This is a genomic window from Verrucomicrobium sp. BvORR106 (assembly GCF_000739655.1).
Taxonomy (GTDB): domain Bacteria; phylum Verrucomicrobiota; class Verrucomicrobiia; order Verrucomicrobiales; family Verrucomicrobiaceae; genus Verrucomicrobium.
In genome coordinates this window covers 111,210-129,615 of the sequence record NZ_BATR01000051.1, presented here as the reverse complement: position 1 = coordinate 129,615, position 18,406 = coordinate 111,210, and the positions used below count along the sequence as shown (strand labels likewise).

Sequence of the window (18,406 nt, the reverse complement as noted above, 5' to 3'; positions counted from 1 at the left end):
ATCTCAGTGGAGGGATGATGGGGAGCCCGCGAACAGGGCGGGGAAACTCATTCGCAAATCCGGCGGCAGAACACCGGACACAACCTTCAAATAGCCGCGGGCCACCGCGCCGGCGCGATAGGGTTCAAGGTGCAACTCACGTCCCTGGAGCCGCTCCGCGCGCTCTGCCGGTGACAACGCCAGCGCCGCTTTCAGCGCCCGGGTCAGTCCTGGCACATCGCCGTTGGGAAAGGTGAAGCCATAGGACCCGATGGTCTCCGCCAGGCCACCGCCCTGGGAGCCCACCACTACGCAACCGGACGCGATGCCTTCCAGCGCCACAATGCCGACGGGCTCTTGATAACGAGACGGCACCACCAGGATGCGGTGACGGCGCATTTCCCGCACCACGCCTTCGCCATCCGTGGGCCCTGTGAAGGTCACCCAGCGGGCAATTCCCAGGCTGGCTGCGCGGGCGATCAGCACTTCTCGGAGTTCGCCATCCCCCACCAGGGTAAGCCGGGGCGAGTCCTCCGCCGGGGAGGCTCCCAGGAGATCGGCGAACGCTTGGATAAGTTCCTCGCACCCCTTTGACCAGGTGATCCTCCCGGCAAACAGCAGATCACCCGGCCGCTCTCCCTCCACCGGGTGAAGCGCGAAACGTTCTTCATCGTAAGGATTGCGGACTATGGTGGATTCCACCGGCAGCAGGTCACGGCACCAGGCATTGCAGGCGATCACCGCATTCGCCCGGTAGAGCAGGGCCAGCATCAGGCGCCCCATCCAGCGGTGCTTCCAGTGCTCCACTTGCGCGGGCGGGGTGTAGCCCGAGATCGACAGCACCGCGGGCTTGGATGGCATCCAGAACAAAGGCAGTGCAAACTTCAAATAGAAGTGATTGAAGAACACCGCGTCCGCCCACTGGTAGTGACCTTGAAGCTGGGCCAGCGAGGGCCGACGATGCACCGTCACGTCGGGCAACTGGGGATCCCACTCACCCGCCGTCGGTGTCACGATGCGGATCTCGACCTCCCCGAGCTTAACAAACTCACGGGCAATCAATCTGACCATGGTCTCCAGCCCCCCTACTTGTGGCAGGGTGAAGGAGACCAGGAGCAGTCTGACAGGACGATTCATGTGCAAGAACTCCCGTGCCATCATTTCCGGCTCGGTCGCATACGAATGCGGGCCCGCTCCTCTCTGGAGATCCCCGCGACCGGCAAGCCTGTCGGCAAAGGGGCCGCAGCTGCCACCAGCGCCTCCTCCTCCGCCTCAGCCTCCTGGCCCCGGCGATAAACCACCGCGGCGAGACCCACGAGGGTTGCCAGCACCAGATTGATGGGAACGGTGTGGGTGTTGTTCCCCGACATGAGCGTGCCAATGCCGTTCACGCCGACCACAGCCACCACGAAGACGATGACATCCCGGTCCTCTGGGTTGCGAATGCGGAAGGTGAAGGTGTGCACGGTTTTGGCCGCCCAGATGAGGAAACCCATGCTGATGGTCAGACCCACGATGCCGTAGTCGATCAAAATGCGGTTGATCACGTCGTGACTGTAGTCATCGCTGTCGAAGGCCACGATCGCATTCCCCTTCCCAAAGAAACTGTACGACTTGGCTTTCTTCAACCGGGTCCAGCCCTTGAGACGGTCGGCAAAAGTTCCCACCTGCACCACCTTGGACGCCCAGCCGCTGCCCTCAATGCGCATGCTGTCATTGGCATCGCCGAGCCGCGCCAGGAGGAAGTCCGAGGCCATAATCCCCGTGAAAAGCGCCGCGGCCGTCGCACCGTAGAAGAACTTCGTCCCTCCCGGCGTGCGGAACAGCAGATAGGCGCCGAAGGTGATGAAGGGAAGGATCAGAATCGTCCGCTGCGTGGACACAACCAGTCCGATGAAATAAATCAGGGTGCCGAGCCAGAACAGGGCCCGCATCTTCGGATACCGGATGGCATGCCACACCCCGAACATGAAGAGGTAGGTGATCACCCCATAGGCAGACGAACTCCCTGCAAAACCATAGGGCCGGGCCTCCTCCCCTGCCCCCAGCATCTGACCAGAGAGCACCGGAGAGAAGCCCTTCCGGGCGTAGAACCACTCCATCTCGGTGAAGCCCCAGATGTACTGGCGCAAGGCCCACAACACCCACGGCACCCCCAGCCAGAACTGCAGGCGACAGAGACGCATGGCCGCCTCCTTGTCTGGCAGCAGGTAACACATGACCGCGGACAGCCCCAAATAGAGGCCCCCGTTGATCGCATACTGCACCCGGCCGCTCATGCCGCCGCTGGAGTCGGAGAAGAACAACATCGCCGTCATGACCACGGAGACGATGGAGATGATGATCGACGTCCGGTCCGGCACTGGCCCGCGCAACAACGATTGCGTCGTCGTGCCCAGCAGGATGGCCCCCACCATGGCCATGGAGAGCGCCAGCACTTCCATCACCGTCATCATGCTGGAGGTGCCGTAGTACACCGCCAGCTTCTTGTAATAGTCCGCGTAGAAGTTCACCCAGCACAGCAGGACGAGCCCCGTTTTCGGTGCCAGGAAACTGACCAAGACCAGCGGCACGGCCACGTACTTGAGCAGGCCCGCCAGACCACCGGTGGGGTTGAAGATGATCTGCAGGATCACGAAGATGCTGCAGATCAGCCCCAGCACCATGACGAAGACTGTGATGAGCCGGTTGTTCATTCGGTGTCGATTCTACGTCCCTTTCGCGGACTTACATTTTCACTTCCCGGTACATGCTGGAGTCAAAGAAGGGATTTCCCCCCATGGCCAGATACCGGTTCTTCAGCCAGCGTCGCATCACTGCGCCCCATCGTCCGCCTGCCAGGGAGGTCAATGGTGAGCGGGCAGGTTCCGCCGTTGCCGGCGCGTTGTCGGCGGCCTTCGCCTCCCAGGCGGTGACATAGTCCGACTGCTGCGCCCGCAGACGGTCAGGCACGGGCCCGACTTTCCGTGCCACGACCGCGAGAGACGCCGGGCGCAGGGAGGTGAACTTATGCCGGACACTCCCCGGTCCGGGTGGCAGCACTTCATAGACCGGCGCGGTCTCCCGATCCTCAAACATCAAGAGGGCCGTCAGCTCACATCCGTTGCCTGCGGTGAAGATCTGCTGGAAAAGTTCCGCGCTGAACTGGTAGAACCCGTGTCCGAACCATCCGCTGGCCGGAGTCACGGAGAGATAGTGTCCGCCAGGTTCGAGGAGTTGCAGCGCCCCCTGGAGTGCCCTGGGGAAATCAAAGACATGCTCAAGCGTTCCGCCGTCAAACACCACTGAGTACGCCCCCAGCGCACCCTCAGGTGGCGCTTCGTTCAGGTCCCAAAGATGGGTGGCGTCCTCGTAGCTGCTGAAGTCATAGCTGTGAATCGTCTCGGCGTTCAGCGCCTTGAAGAGCGGCTCGCAGTATTGCCGCGGATCGGCAAGAATCTCCACCCCAGGCCGGGAGCCTTCGGGTGCCGCCGCCTGCCATTTGGCCAGCTGGGAAGACCTCACCCCCATGAAGCCCTGGCGCCCCAGCATGGCCGTCTTGCGGAACGACACGCCCCGGCTCCTGGTCCAGGTGAGAAAACGCACCGTGTTGAGATCAATGCCCATATATCAAATCCTGTTTGCCTTTGGAATGATCGCCTGCAGATCGGGTATCGGCCAGAAGAGTGCCCGCCATTGGGTCGCGGCCAACCACCGTGTCCGTGCATGAAGGAGCGGGAGCGCCGTCCCAATCAACAATGCAGCCAATGGTGTCGCAATCGCCGCCCCGATGGCACCGGCCACAGGGATCAGGGTCAAATCAATGGCCACCGTGAGCAACAGGCCAGCCACAGAATAGATGGCTGCCAGCCAGCCCAGATTCTCCTTCACCATCCACGCCACACAGGGCGGGGCCAGAAATGCCGGGACCAGGTACCATCCCAAAATCCGGATCATCGGAGCCACGGCATCAAACTTGGGCCCGTAGATCAGGTGAGCCAGGAAAGGACCCGCCACGGATAGGGAAAGCGCGCTGACCAGCCCGAGCGCAGCACTGAGCCTGAGGTACTGCACCAGCCTCGCCTGCCCCAGGTCATGATCCGCGGCATAAGAGCGGACCACGCTGGGAAAGAGGGATGACATCATGAACCCGGGTATGACCAGGAAGGGCTGCACCAGCTCGCTGGCCGCACTGTACTGCCCCCCGGCCGCCGTCCCCTTCATCCCCGTCAGGAAAAACAATTCACACCGCAGCTGGGCATGGTTCACCACGCCGAGTCCGGCCCACGCCAGCGATGCCGTGAGCACATCCCGGGCGGCAGTGCGGTCCCACTCCAAGCGGGCGGGCCGGTCGTTGCGTCGGCGATAGGCCCACACCACGAGCGCCGACATCATCACCATGCCCAACGGCTGTGAGAACGCAAAAGTCACGACGCCAACTCCCAGCACGGAACAGCCGATCTCCCACACCCGCGTTAGAGCGAGTCCTGCCATGTTGGACACCGCCAGAACGCGCCCGGCCATGCGGGACTCAAACCAGGCGGCCATGGGCACCATGAATAGGATCACGAAATACGACGTCGCTGCCATCACCACCAGGCGGCCGCTGGTCCCCTCAAAGCTCCACGGGATCAATGCCCCCACCAGCATGGCGACCAAGCCCCCAACGCCCACCAGCATCATGGCAGAGCCCAAGTAGCGGCCTTCGCGGTCAGGATGCGTCAACATGCGATGAATCAACACCTGTTGGGACACCACCACGCCTACGGAGGCCAGCAGTCCCGCCACCGCCTGCCCGTTCCGGTAGAGCCCCATGCCCTCCGGACCCAGGGCCCTCGCCACAAAACCCGCCGCTGCCAGCGCCAGCAGGGTGGTCACGATCTTGGTCGCAATCTGCCAGCCGATGTTCGCCACCACCGTCGTGCCGCGACTCTTGCGAAACCAAGCGAGAAACGACTGCGGCTTGGCGGGATCTGGAGCGGATTCTTCCATGATGTCCGGATATCAGCGCGAGGCCACCTCAGGCCACCCGTTTCAGCCAGCCGAGAGGATGATGAGTTACCACGAACCGCTCACACAGCGCATGATCCACCTGAAACTCCGGGTGGGCAGCCACATACTCCTCAATGGCCGGCAACGGACCTGGACGCGCCTTGCGATACATGAACTCGGTGTCGATGCAGCCGTCCTGCACGAAGCAGTAGCTCCCCACGGTCGCCAGGGGTGCGTAGCGCTCCAGCTCCCCGGCCACATGCTTCTGGGAATGATCACTGTCCAGCATGACCAGGATGGGGCCCTTCACTCCATCCGCCATGGCTTTGATCTGATGGTAGATCTCGTCCGAGGTGGAACTGCCCAGCAGGTAGGTGATGCGTGGATGGCTCATGTCGTGGAGCTTCTCCACATCGACCGTGACGATCTTCCCATCGGTCCCCATGAGGTCGAAAAGCGTTGCAAAGAAGAATGACGAGCCCCCGCGATTCGTCCCACACTCGATGATGAGGGAGGGTTTGATCTGGCAGATGATCTCCTGAAGGGTCCAGAGGTCCTGCACATTCTGCCAGACCGGTTTTCCCAGCCAGGTGACATCCCCGAAGGTCTGCGTCTTGCGGATGAGGGTGTCGTAGTAAATCCGGGCGGCCACCTTGCGGATGACACGCAACAGAGGATTGGACATCAGCCAGTGTTTTTCGAGCGGGTTCTCAGCCATAGGAAATTACAGTTGATCTAGTTTGGACGGGCGGCAGCGGTCTGGGCGCATTCACCGCCCCGCTGGCTCCACCGGTGCCGCCGGCAGGGTCTTGGACTTGATGCCCACCCAGGCATCCCAGTGTCGGCGAAGTTGCTGGAGAGGCTTTTCCAGAAGGTAATAACTCAACGCCCCCGCCACGATGCACATGGGCACATTGACCGGGAAATGGGCAAACCAGGGTGTGCCGTGCAGCCAGCTCTTGGCCGGGGCGCTCACCAACTGCTGCCAGAGATAGGTGCTGTAGGAGATGGCCCCCAGCCAGATGGCCACCCGGGTGTTGAGCACCCGGTACACCCACCCTTCACGCACACTTACCAGTCGGAGAATCCACCATGCCACAAACACTGCCACGAAGGTCGGCTGGATTGGCGCAAAGAAACGCGACAGCTGGGTGGCACAGGCCCGGCTCAAGACCAGCAGCACCACCAGGCCCACGAAGTGCCAGATGAGGCCACGGCGATTCAGCGGCTTGATCACCGAGAACCCCTTCTCCTGGAGCCAGATGGCGGCCAGCGCCCCGGCCATCAGGCAGTCCGCATGATACACCAGCCAGCGCCATTCCGTGCCGCCGAGAGCATTTGTGGCTGTGCGTGAGGCCAGGGAGATCGCCATGACCGTCAGCGCCACCACGCGCAGGTGCTTCACCTTGAGGAACGCCACGCAGAACGGCCACGCCAGATAGAACTGCTCCTCCACAGACAGGGACCAGCAATGGGCATTGAGGCCATCCGCTTCAGGGAGATGATTTCTGAAAAAGAAGAGACTGCCCACCTGGGAAAGTGTCGTCATGGACACCGCCCCCTGAGCCTTCAACAGGGACAAACACAGGAGGTACACCGCCAGGGGCGGGATGATCCGCAGGAAACGCCGTGACCAGAAGCGCGGCAGCGAGACCTCCCCGGCGTCCTGCTTCTCCAGCAGCAGCAACCGGGTGATGATGAAACCGCTGATCACGAAGAATACCTGCACCCCGAGGAAGCCCGAGGCGGTCTTGATGGCTTCATTAAGCAGCCGCCAGTCCGGCCAGCCCTGCGTGGCCTGACAGTGGGCGAAGACCACCATCATCGCGGCCATGGCCCGCAGTCCGTCCAGGGACGGCAGCCTTCTGGCATCATGTTTGCCCGAGTTCATGAAATAGTTTGGTTAGAGCCGCGTTCGCACCGCCCGCGGGAGCAGGATGCGCAGGGAAAGGAGCAGCCATTTCTTCAGCCACGGTCCCAGCGGGATCAGCACGCCCGCCGGCCCCCAAAAGCGACGGTGCAATCTCAGTTCTGGCAGCAGTCCGGCCCGTGGATTCCACTGAAGCAGCCATTTTGCCACAAAGCCCACCGGTTGATCGCCGCGCAGAATCGACTGCCGGGCCCAGCCCATGTCCGGATGCACATCTTCAGCCTCCACCCCACCTACCAGCTCGCAGGGAAAACCGCATCGGCCAGCTTCCAGCGTGTAGTAGTGATCCGCGCAGAGGTGCGGGAACCGCCCGGCATCCGGGAGCCCGGTCACGGTCACCACCTTGCCCGGCCAGGCGACAAAGTTCCCCACCAACGAGTCCCCCGGCAGCACACCACCGGGTTCCAGCCCTGAAAGATCCAGCGGACGGAGGCCCAGCCAGGTCTTGCGCATGCCCGCATAAACCCCGTACGGAGAGCGGGTGATGCCCCCACAGACGTGCCCCGTTTCCCGGGCCCGTTTCACCAGAGACTCCACGCTCCCCGGGGTAGGTCGGCAGTCATCGTTCAGCCACACGTAAGTCATGGCACCCTGAGCTTGCGCATGCTCCATGCCCGCGCGGATGCCTTCCATCCACCACCATCTGCCTTGGAGCACTTGCACTCTGGGGAATCGCTCGCGCACTGCGTCCACCGTTCCATCAGTGGAACCACCATCAGTCACCACGATCTGGCACCAGTCCGGCACCCCCAGCTTATCAAGGTGCTCCAGACACCCCAGGGTGATCTCCCGGCGGTTGTACACCGGGATGATCATCCACACGTTCTTGAGCGGGGATTCCTGATCAGCCACCGTTTGCATGAATCCCTTTCAACGTGGCCACCGCTTTGACTAACTGCCACCAGCCTGCAAGCGCAGGTGCTCTTCGATGAGGTCACACAGAATGTGCCCCACTAGCAGATGACATTCCTGCGCCCGGGCGGTGGTGGGCGAAGGAGCCTTGAATGTCAGATCCGCCACCTCAGCGCAGCGGCCGCCCTGAGCTGCAGTGAAAGCAACCGTGAAACACTGCTGATTGCGGGCCTCTTCCAGACCGGCCAGCACGTTGGCACTGTTGCCCGAGGTGGATATGCCAATCACCACATCGCCAGGGCGGGCGAGGGCCTCCACCTGGCGGGCATAGATGCTCTCAAAGCCAAAGTCATTCCCGCCGGCGGTCAGGATGCTGGTATCCGTGGTGAGGGCGATTCCGGCCAGGGCCCGGCGGTTCTGCCGGAAACGCACCACGAACTCTGCGGCCAGGTGCTGGGCATCGGCGGCACTGCCGCCATTGCCAAAGAAAAGGACTTTCCCGCCCGCTTCCAGGCTCTCGATGATGCGACGGTACAAGGTATCGATGAGCGGCGTGAACGACTTCAACGCTGCGACTACGGCAAGATGGTCCTCAAGATGGTTGAGGATCAGGGACTCAGATTCAACGGAAGGATCAGCAACTTTCATGAAATAGGGTGTGTGGCGGGCCGGAATCTACGCCTTCGGAGCGGTCTGGGAAGTTTTCAATTCTTTCTCCAGCCGTCGCAGGGAGAGCCAGCTGGAACCAACATACCATGCGTACAGACCGCTCAACCCCAGCCCTACCATGCCATCTTTGTAACCTTGACGCCGGATGACCGACCAGGCGAAGGAGAAGCCTGTGTCCCAGATGGTCTTCCACCATGAGAACTTCTGCCCGGCGTGTTGGCGGCGGGGCCCTTCAAGCTTGATGTAGCGGAGGTGCTTCTCCACGAACTTGGCGTAGCTGGTCATCCAGTAGTGATGCAAGACATTGTCCCCCTCCCACGGAATGGCGCGGGATTCAAACCCCTCATTTGCGGTGGGTCGGTGGTGGACATGCTGCACATGGGTGACCCGGTGGCGGTGGTACATGGTGCCCCGCTTGTAGTTCACCCCTCCCCAGTAGGTGCCCTTGAGGGCGTGGTCTTTGAAGTAGAACAACCAGGGCAGCTCCACCCGGGCAATCTTGGGCTCTTCCGGTCCTGTCACCAGCTCGGTGATCTGCCGCCCCAGCTTGGGGTCCACCACCTCATCAGGATCGATGCTGAGGATCCAGTCATTCTTCGCCTCGGCGGAGGCCCACTCCAGCACCAGTTCCACCGTGGGCACGCGGTGATGTTTCACCATCCGCGCTCCATGCCGGGCGGCCACTTCTGGCGTGGCGTCCGTGCATTCCATGTTCACCACCAGCACCTCATCGCAGAAGGCGAGCGAGGGCAGGCAGCGCTCCAGGAGATCCGCCTCGTTGAAGCTCACCACCACACCCGTCACAGGCGCCTTGTGAACCGCCGGCCGGGCTTCATCCGTCGAACTTTTCATCATGCTTCGGGGTTGGAGGGTTGCACATTCTCGGTCAGCACACGAGCCACGCCGGCAGGCCGGAGTTCGAGGGAACTCCAGCGCGGGCGGCGCTGCATGCACACTGCGAACCACCGGTTCCCCGCAGGTACAAGGAACAACATCTTCGTGTGCGCAGCCGCCACCTCGGAGGCGGACAGCTTCTTGAACTCGTATTCACAGCGAAACGGTCCGGCCTCGGTTCTGACGATGGCCAGAAGTTCATAACCCACCTCGTCCAGAAACGTGCCCAAGCGTTCGTGGGAATTGGGCCGCTCGTCTTCCAGGTTGAACTCCACCAGGAAGACAGGCCGGTGCTGGCGGGCCGTTCGGCGCGCGCCTTCCAGCGCAAGGATGTCGAACCCTTCAATGTCCACCTTCACCGCCAGGGGCCGGAGCTGCCGTTCATCCACAAACCGATCCAGCGTCACCGCCTCCACCGACTGCTGGGCGTCTTCCGCCTTGTCGGCAAGATGGCTGACGGAGGATGCCTCCCCTTCACAGAAGCCCACCAGGCCATCCTGATCCGCCACCGCCTTTTCCACCACCTCCACATTGGCGGCACGGGCGGCCGTGCGGGCCATGGCCTCGCGGTTTCTCGGATCCGGCTCAAAGGCGTACACCTGCCGCACCAGCGGAGCCAGGAGCAGCGCATAGTATCCGATGTGCGAGCCGACATCGAGGAAATCACCCTGCCGCCCCCCCGGATGCTCCATCAGATACCGCGCCAGGATGTGCTCGGCATTCCAATCCACGGACCCCTGCGTGACGAAAACGTCCGAGGCGAAGAAGTTTCCTCTCGGGAAAGGCAGTCGCAATCCCGTGGGCAGGGGGTAGTCCGAAGGGCGCCCGTCCAGAGTCTGGAGCAGCTTCCAAAGACACCTCCGCCACACATACCGCAGCGGGCCAACCTCTTTGGCAAACACGTAGTTCATGAATGTATTCAGGAAACGATGTCCTGATGCCCACCAGGGGGCTTACTGGCCGTAGGCCGCCAGCAGCTCCGCAGGCGTCACGCAGGCGGTGCCCAGCTTGCCCACGACGATGCCGCTGGCATGGTTGGCCACGTCTGCGGCCTGCACGGGATCCATCCCACTGGCCAGCGCCATGGTCAGCACGGCGATGGCCGTGTCTCCCGCGCCGCTCACGTCATAGACCTCACGAGCCCGCGTGGGAATGTGGTGCGGGGCCTCATCACGGCGGAAGAGCATCATGCCCTGCTCACCCAGCGTCACCAGCACCATGGGGGTGTCCCAGCGCTCCAGGAGGGTTCGCCCCACTCGCAGCAGTTCTTCATTCTGCTCCGCAGGGACGGCCAGATGGTGATCTTCCAACCCGGCCGCGGCAAAGGCTTCCAGCCGGTTGGGTTTCACCAGGCTCACCCCGCTCCAAGGCAGCGGATTGCGAGGAGACGGATCCACCGTCACCAGGATGTTGGCGGCCTGGGCAATGCGGGTCACCGTGCGCATGAGCGCCTCCGTGATAAACCCCTTGCCATAGTCTTCCAGAATGATCGCATCCAGCGAGCCCGCGGCGGCGGTCAGCTTCTGCTCCACTTCCTCAAGCTCCTCGGCGGTCAGGGCCACGAGCTTCTCGCGGTCCACCCGCACGATCTGCTGCTGCCGGGCCACCACGCGGGCTTTTGAGATGGTCGGGATCGTGTTGCTCACCAGCATGGACTGGGTGCCCACGCCTTCACTCTGAAGCAGGCGCCCCAGATGATCCGCCGCATGATCCCGCCCGATGCGCCCCATCAAAGAGACTTGATTGGAGAAACCACCGATGTTGCAGGCCACGTTGGCAGCTCCACCTGGGTTGAAAGTCTCCTCCGTGACTTCCACCACCGGCACCGGTGCTTCGGGTGAGATCCGGCGCACGTTGCCCCGGACGAAGTGGTCCAGCATCACATCCCCGATGACGAGGATGCGGGTCTGGCGGAAGCGGTCGAGGTCGGCTGAGGTCACGCGGTGGCGGGAATCTGTATCACTGTCTGGACGGGCCGGGGTTCGGTCCCTTTACGCTTTCGGAGCAATTTCACGCCGGGCCCGGACGGCTGCGGCAAGATCGTCAAACATCTCCAGCGTGGTGTCCCACGCGACGCAGGCGTCCGTGATGCTCTGGCCATAGGTGAGTTCCTGGCCTGGCTTCACATCCTGGCGGCCGCCGCAGAGGTGGCTCTCGATCATGACGCCGGTCACTCCCGTGCTGCCGGAAGCGATCTGGGAGGCGATGTCCTTCGCCACCAGCGGCTGGCGGCTGTAGTCCTTCAGGCTGTTGCCATGGCTGCAGTCCACCATCAGATGGGGAGGCAGGCCGCGGGAACGAAGCTGTTCCACCGCGTTGCTCACGCTGGCCGCATCATAGTTGGGCGAGGCCTTGCCGCCGCGCAGAATGACATGGCAGGCGTTGTTTCCTTTGGTCTGGACGATCGCCGCCGTGCCGTGCTTGGTCACGGAGAGAAAAACATGCGAGCCCTGGGCTGCCGCGATGGCGTCCAGTGCGATCTGGATGTTGCCATCCGTGCCATTCTTGAAGCCTACGGGCATGGAGAGGCCGGATGCCAGCTGACGGTGCACCTGGCTCTCCGTGGTACGGGCACCGATGGCCCCCCACGTCACCACGTCCGCGATGTACTGCGGCGTAATCACATCCAGAAACTCCGTGCCGGCCGGCACACCCATCTCCGCGATCTTCACCAGGAGCTTGCGGGCCTCCCGCAAGCCGGTGTTGATGTCGAAGCTCTCGTCCAGGCCGGGGTCATTGATGAAGCCCTTCCAGCCTACGGTCGTCCGCGGCTTCTCAAAATAGACGCGCATCACCAGTTCCAGCTCGCCGGCGTATTTCTGGCGGGCTTCCTGGAGCAGCTCCGCGTATTCCAGCGCGGCCTTGGGGTCATGGATGGAGCACGGGCCGACCACCACCAGGAGGCGGTCACTGCGGCCCAGCAGAATATCTTCGGCCGACTGACGAGAGCCCGTCACAAAGTCTTCGTGAACCTCCCCCAGAGGGATCTGGTCCATGAAAATGCTCGGCGACACAAGGTCGCGAATGTGCTCGATGCGAAGGTCGTCTGTGCGGTGCTTGTCACTCATGATCGGGTCCCTTGTAGAAAAGGGGGGATGGGCAAATTCCGCGGGTGGGGCCGCCGCGCAAGTGATTCGTCGAAATCTCACCAGCCCCCGAGCGCCGCAATTGATGGCGCTTGCCACTTTTCCAAGCTGCCGCCCCCGGTCGACTGGGCCTCGCCAGAACCGTTCGCCGTCAGCACGTCGTTTTTATTACTGGCAAAGCGCACCGGTAAAGGGGGCTATGCTGCTGATTCCCGATGGAGCGGCCGCAGACACTAAAAGCATCCTCAACGTCTCAAATTCGGAAATCATCACAATTATGGTAATTCTATAGCGCGCAACCTCTTTGGAAAGTTAAAAGGTCGGTAAAAATAAAAAATTCCCACTCCTGCTTTGCAAGCGTTCTTTCCACTCTCGATCTAGAAATCGCCAACTGAGGGTGGCCGTCACTTCTTCGCCGCCATCACATCTCGCGGCGCTTTTTCGCTGAGCAGCTTGGATGCCTGCACCTCCACCAGACTTTGGCGGCCGAGGAACTCAAGGAGTAGCTTCACGCGTTGTTCACCGCTGGCCAGGCTCTCCACGATCCCTTTCAGGCCGCGCATCGGGCCTTCTGCCACTTCCACGGTATCCCCCACCTCCACCCCAAACTTCACCTCACGCAATTCAGCCCCTTGCATCTCCTCCCGGAGGCTCTCGATGGTGAAGTCCGGGATGGGAGCGGGATCCCCTCCAAAACCCACGATCCGGATGACGTTGTGGGTGTGTTTGACCCCGCGGTGAGAGGCCGAGTACAGGAAGCGGGCAAAGAAGTAGCTGGGGAAGAGGGCCTCCACAAACCACACCTTGCCCCGGGGCGTGCTGCGCTGAAAACGGATGCGCGGACAGAAAGTCTCCACATTCTCCAACTGGCGCATGGAGGCCGCCGCGAGATGTTCACACTTGGGTTTGGTATGAACGCAATACCAATGGGCTGTCTCAGTCTCGGGCATCGTGGGGATGGGCTACGGTGCATCATCCCGTCCGCAGAGGGATGCAAGGGCTATCTTGCTGGACCAGATCAAGGACTCTTCCGGGCGGGACTGACGGGGACTCGACCATTGCGGGAGGACGGACTGACGGGGATGGCCTTGGGCACGGCACCTCCAGTTGATTCCACATCGGGAGCTTCTCCCGGTTTGCGAAACTTTTCCTTCTCCTGGGTAGTGCTGAAGTAGCGCGGCCGCCACATCGGCTCGCCCACGCTGCCCTCCCCCACATACTCAAAGATCTCACTGACCGGGAAGAGCACCAGTCCCGGCAGGCCCCGGAACTTGACCTGCGCCTCGAATTTGATGCGATCCTCCAGGAAGTCGACCTGCCCCTTCGAAACCAGTCGAAACACTCCCGTGAGAGCCTCCAGGTCGTCCGTCCTCACAAAACCGTCGGCCACCTGGAAAGTGCAATCCGCCTCCTTGGCGAGGTTGTAGCCACTCATGGGTCTGGGCAGCATGGCTCCGATCAGAGGAGTAAGCGGCCCGAGGATGGGCACCGCATAGAGGTTCCCATTGAGAATGATGAGCGCACCTCGTCCCTTCAGCGTCCGCCAGTCACCCAGTTTACCCGTGAAGATGAAATGGCCAGTCAGGTCCCCTTCAGTGTCGTTGGAGGGCGAATACACGCGGGCGAACCGCTTGAAACTCAGGCCGTTCATGCGCAGTTCCCCCTCGAAGGCAGGCTGACGAATGGCGTCGTTGATCTTCCCCTTGAGCGTGAAGCTGCCGTTGAAGAGCCGCGCCCCGGCGTTGAAGGTTGCCACACCCTTTTTGCAAACCACCTCTGCCGTGAGCTTCTCGAAGGGGAGCGGCTTGCCAAAGACGCCATAAGGGAAGATGCCCGACTGGAAGGACACGGTGTAGTCGTGCACATCCGGGGTGAGATCGGCGGTGCCGCGGCAGGCCATGTCCTGACCGAAGACCTTTCCCGTCACCGCATAGCCCAATTGACGTCCTTTGAACTTCAGCTCCCCGGCGGGCAAGTGAACCGTGTAGTCCTCATCCCACAGCACATAGTGGGCGGTGCCGGTGGACTTGAACTTCACCTTGAAGTCGCTGTTGCCATATTTATAGCCAATCAGCCCGTCCAGTTCCACGCGGGGATTCTTGTCAAAACGGTAGCGCTTGATCGCCGCTGCGGTCTGTTCGTTGAAACAACTGGTCAGGGCCACGGGATCCAGGTCAGCGAGCACCCCGGTCAGTTGCACCGTCTTCGCCACATCGTCACAGCGCACTTCCCGGGCGGTGGCGCGGCCCTCTTTGCGCTCGATCTCCACGTTCGTGTAGTTGTGCCTGGGCCCGCTGAATTGGACGTCGGCACTCAGGCGCTCGAATTCCTGGCCGCGGTAGGCAAAGTTGTGCAGCTCCGCCCGGCCCACGTTGACGCACTTGGGAATCTCGGGGGAAGGCCCGGACCCCTCCACTTCGGCGAAGATGCTGGACTCATGCCGGAACTTGAAGCGCTTGATGATCTCCTGCGTCTGCGGAAGCTTCGCAAAGGGCAGGAAGACATGAGGATCCATCTGGAGCAGTGCCCGATACTTGAAGCCATCCCCCTGTCTCCACATGGCCTGCAGACCGAGGCTCCCTGTGGAGTGCCTCAAGCGCACATCGCGCACATACCACCCCTCAGGAGAGAGGCCAAAGCTGCCTGAAAGCCCCTCCAGCATCTCGCCACGGGTCGCAAACCGTCCTGCATCCACGCTCCCCACGCAGTTCACAGGCAGTCCGCCGCCTTCCGCCGTCGGCTGGTTGAGGTGATAGATGCCTTCTGCGCGCACACTCACGGGTTCATAGAAGACCACCTCGCGGAAGGCCTCCTTCTCAAAGACCGCTGCACACAGGCCGGGGAGATCCGCCGTGGAGCGGAAGTGAAAGTCCACGTCCTTGCCCCCCAACGTCCAGGCCGCCGCCAGTTCCAGCTGCCCCAGGCGATCCCGCACCCGCAGGTGCGACAGGTCCACGGTCTCGCCAGAGTAGCTGGCCAGCACATCTAGATCCTCACACACATAAGTGCCATGCCGGAGGTTGCTCGCCCGGAGGTGCATGGTCGCATTCATCTCCTCGGGCTTGGCAAGGTCCCCGGTGATCTCCACATCCAGATTGGGGGCCACCGCCGTCTCGAAGTGCTTGAGCACACGGGCCGTGTCCAGAATCAACCCCCGCCGGGCTTTGAGCAAGGCCATGCGCCGGCGTTTGCGCTCTTCCGCCGCTTCCGGATCCTCCCGCTGCCCGGTGAACTTGGGCTTCAGCACTGAGCCTCGAAGATGCAGGGCCAGGCCGAAGAGCTTGGCCTCCGCTTTTCTCACCTCAATGCGGTCCCCGATCATGTAGAGCCGGGCACTGATGTCCTCCAGCTTGATCACCTCAGAGTCCGTCTCGTCCGGATCCACCGCGAAGGACAAATTCGCCTCCCGCAAATCCACCCCTTCCAGGAAGAGCTCATTGCGCAGCATCTTTCCGTAGTCCAGATCCAGGTGCAGACGGTCCACCTCTGCGACCACGCTCTTGCGCTCTGCATCTTGAAACACGGTGATGCCCCGTGCCACCACGCCTTCAAACGGATCCAGCGTCAGCCGGTCGAGGGTCAAGTACACCCCGCGGTGCTTGAACTGCTCGATCACAAACTCACGCCATTTGCGGGAGAACCCGTCGCTCCGCACGTACCCTGCCGCAGAGATGCCGGAGCCCAGCAGCACCAGCAAGATCAGTCGGCGGATCCACACATACATTCCCGCCATGATAGCCTGCCCTTCCCACGGGTGCAAAGAATCTGCTCCAGACCTGAGAGAACTGACGAAAGTGCCGCGCTCGGTCGAAGCTCTTCCTCGAAGAGGATGTGACTACAAGCCCAACGTTGGCGAGCTTCCAGCGAGTCTACGTTGGGTCGGTGCGAGTATTGAATTTACTCCGAAGGAGTTTGGGCGGTCTGATTCGTGGCCGCCCTTGGGGTTCCTTGGCGGGCATTTCTGCTTTTCACCACGGCCATCTCCCGCTAAGCTCGGCCATGCTTTCCCTCACGGTGCTCGGCAGCGGCAGTTCAGGCAATTGTGCGGTGATTCGCACAGAGCGCACCTGCCTGCTCGTGGATGCCGGACTGAGCGCACGGCGCATCACGCAGCGGCTGGAGCAGGTGGGATTGAGCGTCGGCCAGCTCGACGGCATCCTGCTGACTCACGAACATGGCGACCACACCGCCGGTCTTGAGGTCCTCTGCCGGAAGCACGAGGTGCCTCTTTTCTGCACTCCGCTGACCCAGGAAACCCTCATGAGCGGCTTTGAGAAAGCCAAGCCCCGCTGGCGGCTCATGCAAACCGGCGCGGCCTTTCAGTTTCAAGATCTCCGCATTGAGTGCTTCCCGGTTCCTCATGATGCCGTGGATCCGGTGGGCTTCCTCATTCAGGATGAAGATTCCCGCCTGGGAGTGCTTAGCGACGTGGGCTTCATCACCAATCTCATCCGCGACCGGCTGAAGGGCGTGCACACCCTCTTCATGGAGGCCAACTACGATGGCCCGCTCCTGGAGGCCGATACCAAGCGCCCCTGGGCCACGAAACAACGCATCAGCGGCCGGCATGGCCACCTCTCCAACGAGCAGGCCGCCGAGCTCGTGCAACACCTCGCGCACGAGCATCTCCAGCACGTCATCCTGGGTCACCTCAGCGAAGACTGCAACTGCCCCAACGTGGCGAAACAAAAGATCACGGCCGCACTCCACTCCGCCGGGGTCACCTCTGCCCAGGTGCATTGCGCGAACCGCCATGAACCCCTTCCCTGGCTGGAAGTCGCCCGCCGGGCCAATGCGGCCCTGGCCGCAACCGTTGTCGTTCCGTCCCCAGAAGTCGCTCCGGCGGTGGAGGCACTGGAGCAAGCGCTGAGCCCAGCCCCCGCTCCGACACCCGTCCCCATCCCTTCACCACCCGTGCAAGTGCGTGAGGAAGAAGACTCGGGCTATCAGGTTATGGAACAGCTCGGCCTCTGGTCCTCCATGCGAGCGGCGGGTTGAACCGCCCGCTTGATCTCCGCGAGACCTTCGCACAGTATTCGATCATGTCGGCGTCTAAACGGATGGCAGAGATGGCCACGATTGAGCAACTCGGCGGATCACCGGATCAAGAAGCGTCCAACCGCGTTTCACCAGCTTGGCACGAAGAGGTCTTAGCTGTGCGAGCGAAGATTGCCGATTCGGAATCAGCGCAATGGTTGACCATTGATGAACTAGAGGAACGTCTCTCCTAAAACCCATGTACGGCATCCACGACTTTGGCCTCTATGTGGGCACCTGCATTCTGCTCAATCTGACCCCGGGGCAGGACACGTTCTACATCCTGGGTCGCAGCATGGCACAGGGCCGATCTGCGGGCATGGCATCGGTGCTGGGCATTTCCAGTGGAGCTCTGGTTCATAGTCTGGCGGCAGCTCTTGGGCTGTCTGCCGTAGTGGCGGCTTCAGCCACGGCCTTCACGGTCATCAAGTTCGCGGGCGCGGCTTATCTCATCTGGCTGGGCATCCGCATGCTGCTTTCTCCCAAGCAGGACAACGCTCTTGTTTCGAACGCACAGGCGCCGGCCTCGTTTGGGAAGGTTTACCGACAGGGGCTGCTCACCAACGTGCTCAACCCCAAGGTGGCGCTCTTCTTCCTCGCCTTTGTCCCCCAGTTTATCGCAAAGGACAGCGGCAACCCCTTCGCTGCCTTCATCCTGCTGGGTCTCACCTTCGTGACCACGGGTACGATCTGGTGTTTTTTCCTCGCCCTTTTCGCCGCCTCCCTCGGACGGCATTTGCGCGAGCGCCCCGGCTTCGGCACCTGGCTGAATCGCACGGCGGGCGCCTTGTTCGTGTTGCTCGGTTTGAGGCTGGCGACCAGCAAGTAAGCGGGGCGGACGAGCAACCGGTCCTGGCCCGGTCAGAACTCAATCGAAGTTCTTCTCGAAGAGGACGAGCCTACAGATCCCACGTTGGCGGAATTGCGCCAGCCAATCCCATCAGCATGCCTCAAGCAACATCAAGAACTCGCCCATAACACTGCTGGC

17 protein-coding genes are annotated in these 18,406 nt (G+C 62.0%); 3 read left to right on the top strand and 14 right to left on the bottom strand.

Features of this window, described 5'->3' with window-relative positions:
- Positions 1 to 3: 3 nt before the first annotated feature.
- From BV106_RS08085 to BV106_RS08020, 14 genes are all read right to left on the bottom strand, one after another.
- A complete protein-coding gene (locus BV106_RS08085) occupies positions 4 to 1,116 on the bottom strand; it encodes a glycosyltransferase family 4 protein (protein WP_265595439.1) in 1,113 nt (370 codons plus the stop codon).
- Between the two features lie 20 nt (positions 1,117 to 1,136).
- The gene (locus BV106_RS08080) at positions 1,137 to 2,675 is read right to left on the bottom strand and encodes a hypothetical protein (protein ID WP_038163103.1); all 1,539 of its coding nucleotides are present in this window, start codon (positions 2,673 to 2,675) and stop codon (positions 1,137 to 1,139) included.
- 31 nt (positions 2,676 to 2,706) lie between these two features.
- A complete protein-coding gene (locus tag BV106_RS35250; protein WP_051945396.1) occupies positions 2,707 to 3,585 on the bottom strand; it encodes a hypothetical protein in 879 nt (292 codons plus the stop codon).
- A 3-nt stretch (positions 3,586 to 3,588) separates the two neighbouring features.
- Positions 3,589 to 4,950 carry an oligosaccharide flippase family protein gene (locus BV106_RS08070; RefSeq protein WP_038163100.1) on the bottom strand — a complete coding sequence of 454 codons (1,362 nt, stop codon included), beginning with the start codon at positions 4,948 to 4,950 and terminating at the stop codon, positions 3,589 to 3,591.
- A gap of 28 nt (positions 4,951 to 4,978) precedes the next feature.
- Positions 4,979 to 5,668 carry a CmcI family methyltransferase gene (locus tag BV106_RS08065; RefSeq protein WP_051945395.1) on the bottom strand — a complete coding sequence of 230 codons (690 nt, stop codon included), beginning with the start codon at positions 5,666 to 5,668 and terminating at the stop codon, positions 4,979 to 4,981.
- Positions 5,669 to 5,719: 51 nt separating this feature from the next.
- Positions 5,720 to 6,841, bottom strand: coding sequence for an acyltransferase (locus BV106_RS08060; RefSeq protein WP_038163096.1), 1,122 nt, complete (start codon positions 6,839 to 6,841; stop codon positions 5,720 to 5,722).
- Between the two features lie 12 nt (positions 6,842 to 6,853).
- Entirely contained in the window at positions 6,854 to 7,741 is an 888-nt protein-coding gene (locus BV106_RS35245; protein WP_051945394.1) for a glycosyltransferase, read from the bottom strand.
- Positions 7,742 to 7,771: 30 nt separating this feature from the next.
- A complete protein-coding gene (locus BV106_RS08050) occupies positions 7,772 to 8,380 on the bottom strand; it encodes a D-sedoheptulose 7-phosphate isomerase (protein WP_038163094.1) in 609 nt (202 codons plus the stop codon).
- Positions 8,381 to 8,407: 27 nt separating this feature from the next.
- Complete coding sequence (locus BV106_RS35240) at positions 8,408 to 9,256, bottom strand: glycosyltransferase (RefSeq protein ID WP_051945393.1); 849 nt, start codon at positions 9,254 to 9,256, stop codon at positions 8,408 to 8,410.
- Positions 9,253 to 10,206 (bottom strand): FkbM family methyltransferase, encoded by a 954-nt coding sequence (locus BV106_RS08040; RefSeq protein WP_038163092.1) that lies wholly within the window; start codon positions 10,204 to 10,206, stop codon positions 9,253 to 9,255. The genes BV106_RS35240 and BV106_RS08040 overlap by 4 nt, the downstream gene beginning before the upstream one ends.
- 42 nt (positions 10,207 to 10,248) lie before the next feature.
- Complete coding sequence (gene rfaE1, locus BV106_RS08035; RefSeq protein ID WP_038163089.1) at positions 10,249 to 11,235, bottom strand: D-glycero-beta-D-manno-heptose-7-phosphate kinase; 987 nt, start codon at positions 11,233 to 11,235, stop codon at positions 10,249 to 10,251.
- Positions 11,236 to 11,286: 51 nt separating this feature from the next.
- Positions 11,287 to 12,363 carry a 3-deoxy-7-phosphoheptulonate synthase gene (locus BV106_RS08030; RefSeq protein WP_038163086.1) on the bottom strand — a complete coding sequence of 359 codons (1,077 nt, stop codon included), beginning with the start codon at positions 12,361 to 12,363 and terminating at the stop codon, positions 11,287 to 11,289.
- A gap of 422 nt (positions 12,364 to 12,785) precedes the next feature.
- A complete protein-coding gene (locus BV106_RS08025; RefSeq protein ID WP_051945392.1) occupies positions 12,786 to 13,331 on the bottom strand; it encodes a transcription termination/antitermination NusG family protein in 546 nt (181 codons plus the stop codon).
- A 68-nt stretch (positions 13,332 to 13,399) separates the two neighbouring features.
- Positions 13,400 to 16,105 carry a hypothetical protein gene (locus BV106_RS08020; RefSeq protein WP_038163083.1) on the bottom strand — a complete coding sequence of 902 codons (2,706 nt, stop codon included), beginning with the start codon at positions 16,103 to 16,105 and terminating at the stop codon, positions 13,400 to 13,402.
- A 275-nt stretch (positions 16,106 to 16,380) separates the two neighbouring features.
- On the opposite strand from BV106_RS08020, the gene BV106_RS08015 reads away from it, so the two are divergent.
- The 3 genes from BV106_RS08015 to BV106_RS08005 are packed head-to-tail and all read left to right on the top strand — an operon-like array spanning position 16,381 to position 18,247.
- Positions 16,381 to 17,379: an MBL fold metallo-hydrolase gene (locus BV106_RS08015; RefSeq protein ID WP_051945390.1), complete on the top strand. Its 999-nt coding sequence runs from the start codon at positions 16,381 to 16,383 to the stop codon at positions 17,377 to 17,379.
- Positions 17,376 to 17,612, top strand: coding sequence for a hypothetical protein (locus BV106_RS08010; protein ID WP_038163078.1), 237 nt, complete (start codon positions 17,376 to 17,378; stop codon positions 17,610 to 17,612). Before BV106_RS08015 ends, BV106_RS08010 begins: the two co-directional genes overlap by 4 nt.
- A gap of 5 nt (positions 17,613 to 17,617) precedes the next feature.
- Positions 17,618 to 18,247 carry a LysE family translocator gene (locus BV106_RS08005; RefSeq protein ID WP_038163075.1) on the top strand — a complete coding sequence of 210 codons (630 nt, stop codon included), beginning with the start codon at positions 17,618 to 17,620 and terminating at the stop codon, positions 18,245 to 18,247.
- Positions 18,248 to 18,406: the final 159 nt, after the last annotated feature.

What these genes read in the sequence shown, in the direction of transcription:
- BV106_RS08005 (WP_038163075.1), top strand. Translation starts at nt 17,618, where the DNA reads ATGTACGGCATCCACGACTTTGGCCTCTATGTGGGCACCTGCATTCTG.
- BV106_RS35250 (WP_051945396.1), bottom strand. Translation starts at nt 3,585, where the DNA reads ATGGGCATTGATCTCAACACGGTGCGTTTTCTCACCTGGACCAGGAGC.
- BV106_RS08025 (WP_051945392.1), bottom strand. Translation starts at nt 13,331, where the DNA reads ATGCCCGAGACTGAGACAGCCCATTGGTATTGCGTTCATACCAAACCC.
- BV106_RS35245 (WP_051945394.1), bottom strand. Translation starts at nt 7,741, where the DNA reads ATGCAAACGGTGGCTGATCAGGAATCCCCGCTCAAGAACGTGTGGATG.
- BV106_RS08015 (WP_051945390.1), top strand. Translation starts at nt 16,381, where the DNA reads ATGCTTTCCCTCACGGTGCTCGGCAGCGGCAGTTCAGGCAATTGTGCG.
- BV106_RS08020 (WP_038163083.1), bottom strand. Translation starts at nt 16,105, where the DNA reads ATGTATGTGTGGATCCGCCGACTGATCTTGCTGGTGCTGCTGGGCTCC.
- BV106_RS08030 (WP_038163086.1), bottom strand. Translation starts at nt 12,363, where the DNA reads ATGAGTGACAAGCACCGCACAGACGACCTTCGCATCGAGCACATTCGC.
- BV106_RS08040 (WP_038163092.1), bottom strand. Translation starts at nt 10,206, where the DNA reads ATGAACTACGTGTTTGCCAAAGAGGTTGGCCCGCTGCGGTATGTGTGG.
- BV106_RS08065 (WP_051945395.1), bottom strand. Translation starts at nt 5,668, where the DNA reads ATGGCTGAGAACCCGCTCGAAAAACACTGGCTGATGTCCAATCCTCTG.
- BV106_RS08085 (WP_265595439.1), bottom strand. Translation starts at nt 1,116, where the DNA reads ATGAATCGTCCTGTCAGACTGCTCCTGGTCTCCTTCACCCTGCCACAA.
- BV106_RS35240 (WP_051945393.1), bottom strand. Translation starts at nt 9,256, where the DNA reads ATGATGAAAAGTTCGACGGATGAAGCCCGGCCGGCGGTTCACAAGGCG.
- BV106_RS08060 (WP_038163096.1), bottom strand. Translation starts at nt 6,841, where the DNA reads ATGAACTCGGGCAAACATGATGCCAGAAGGCTGCCGTCCCTGGACGGA.
- BV106_RS08050 (WP_038163094.1), bottom strand. Translation starts at nt 8,380, where the DNA reads ATGAAAGTTGCTGATCCTTCCGTTGAATCTGAGTCCCTGATCCTCAAC.
- BV106_RS08080 (WP_038163103.1), bottom strand. Translation starts at nt 2,675, where the DNA reads ATGAACAACCGGCTCATCACAGTCTTCGTCATGGTGCTGGGGCTGATC.
- BV106_RS08070 (WP_038163100.1), bottom strand. Translation starts at nt 4,950, where the DNA reads ATGGAAGAATCCGCTCCAGATCCCGCCAAGCCGCAGTCGTTTCTCGCT.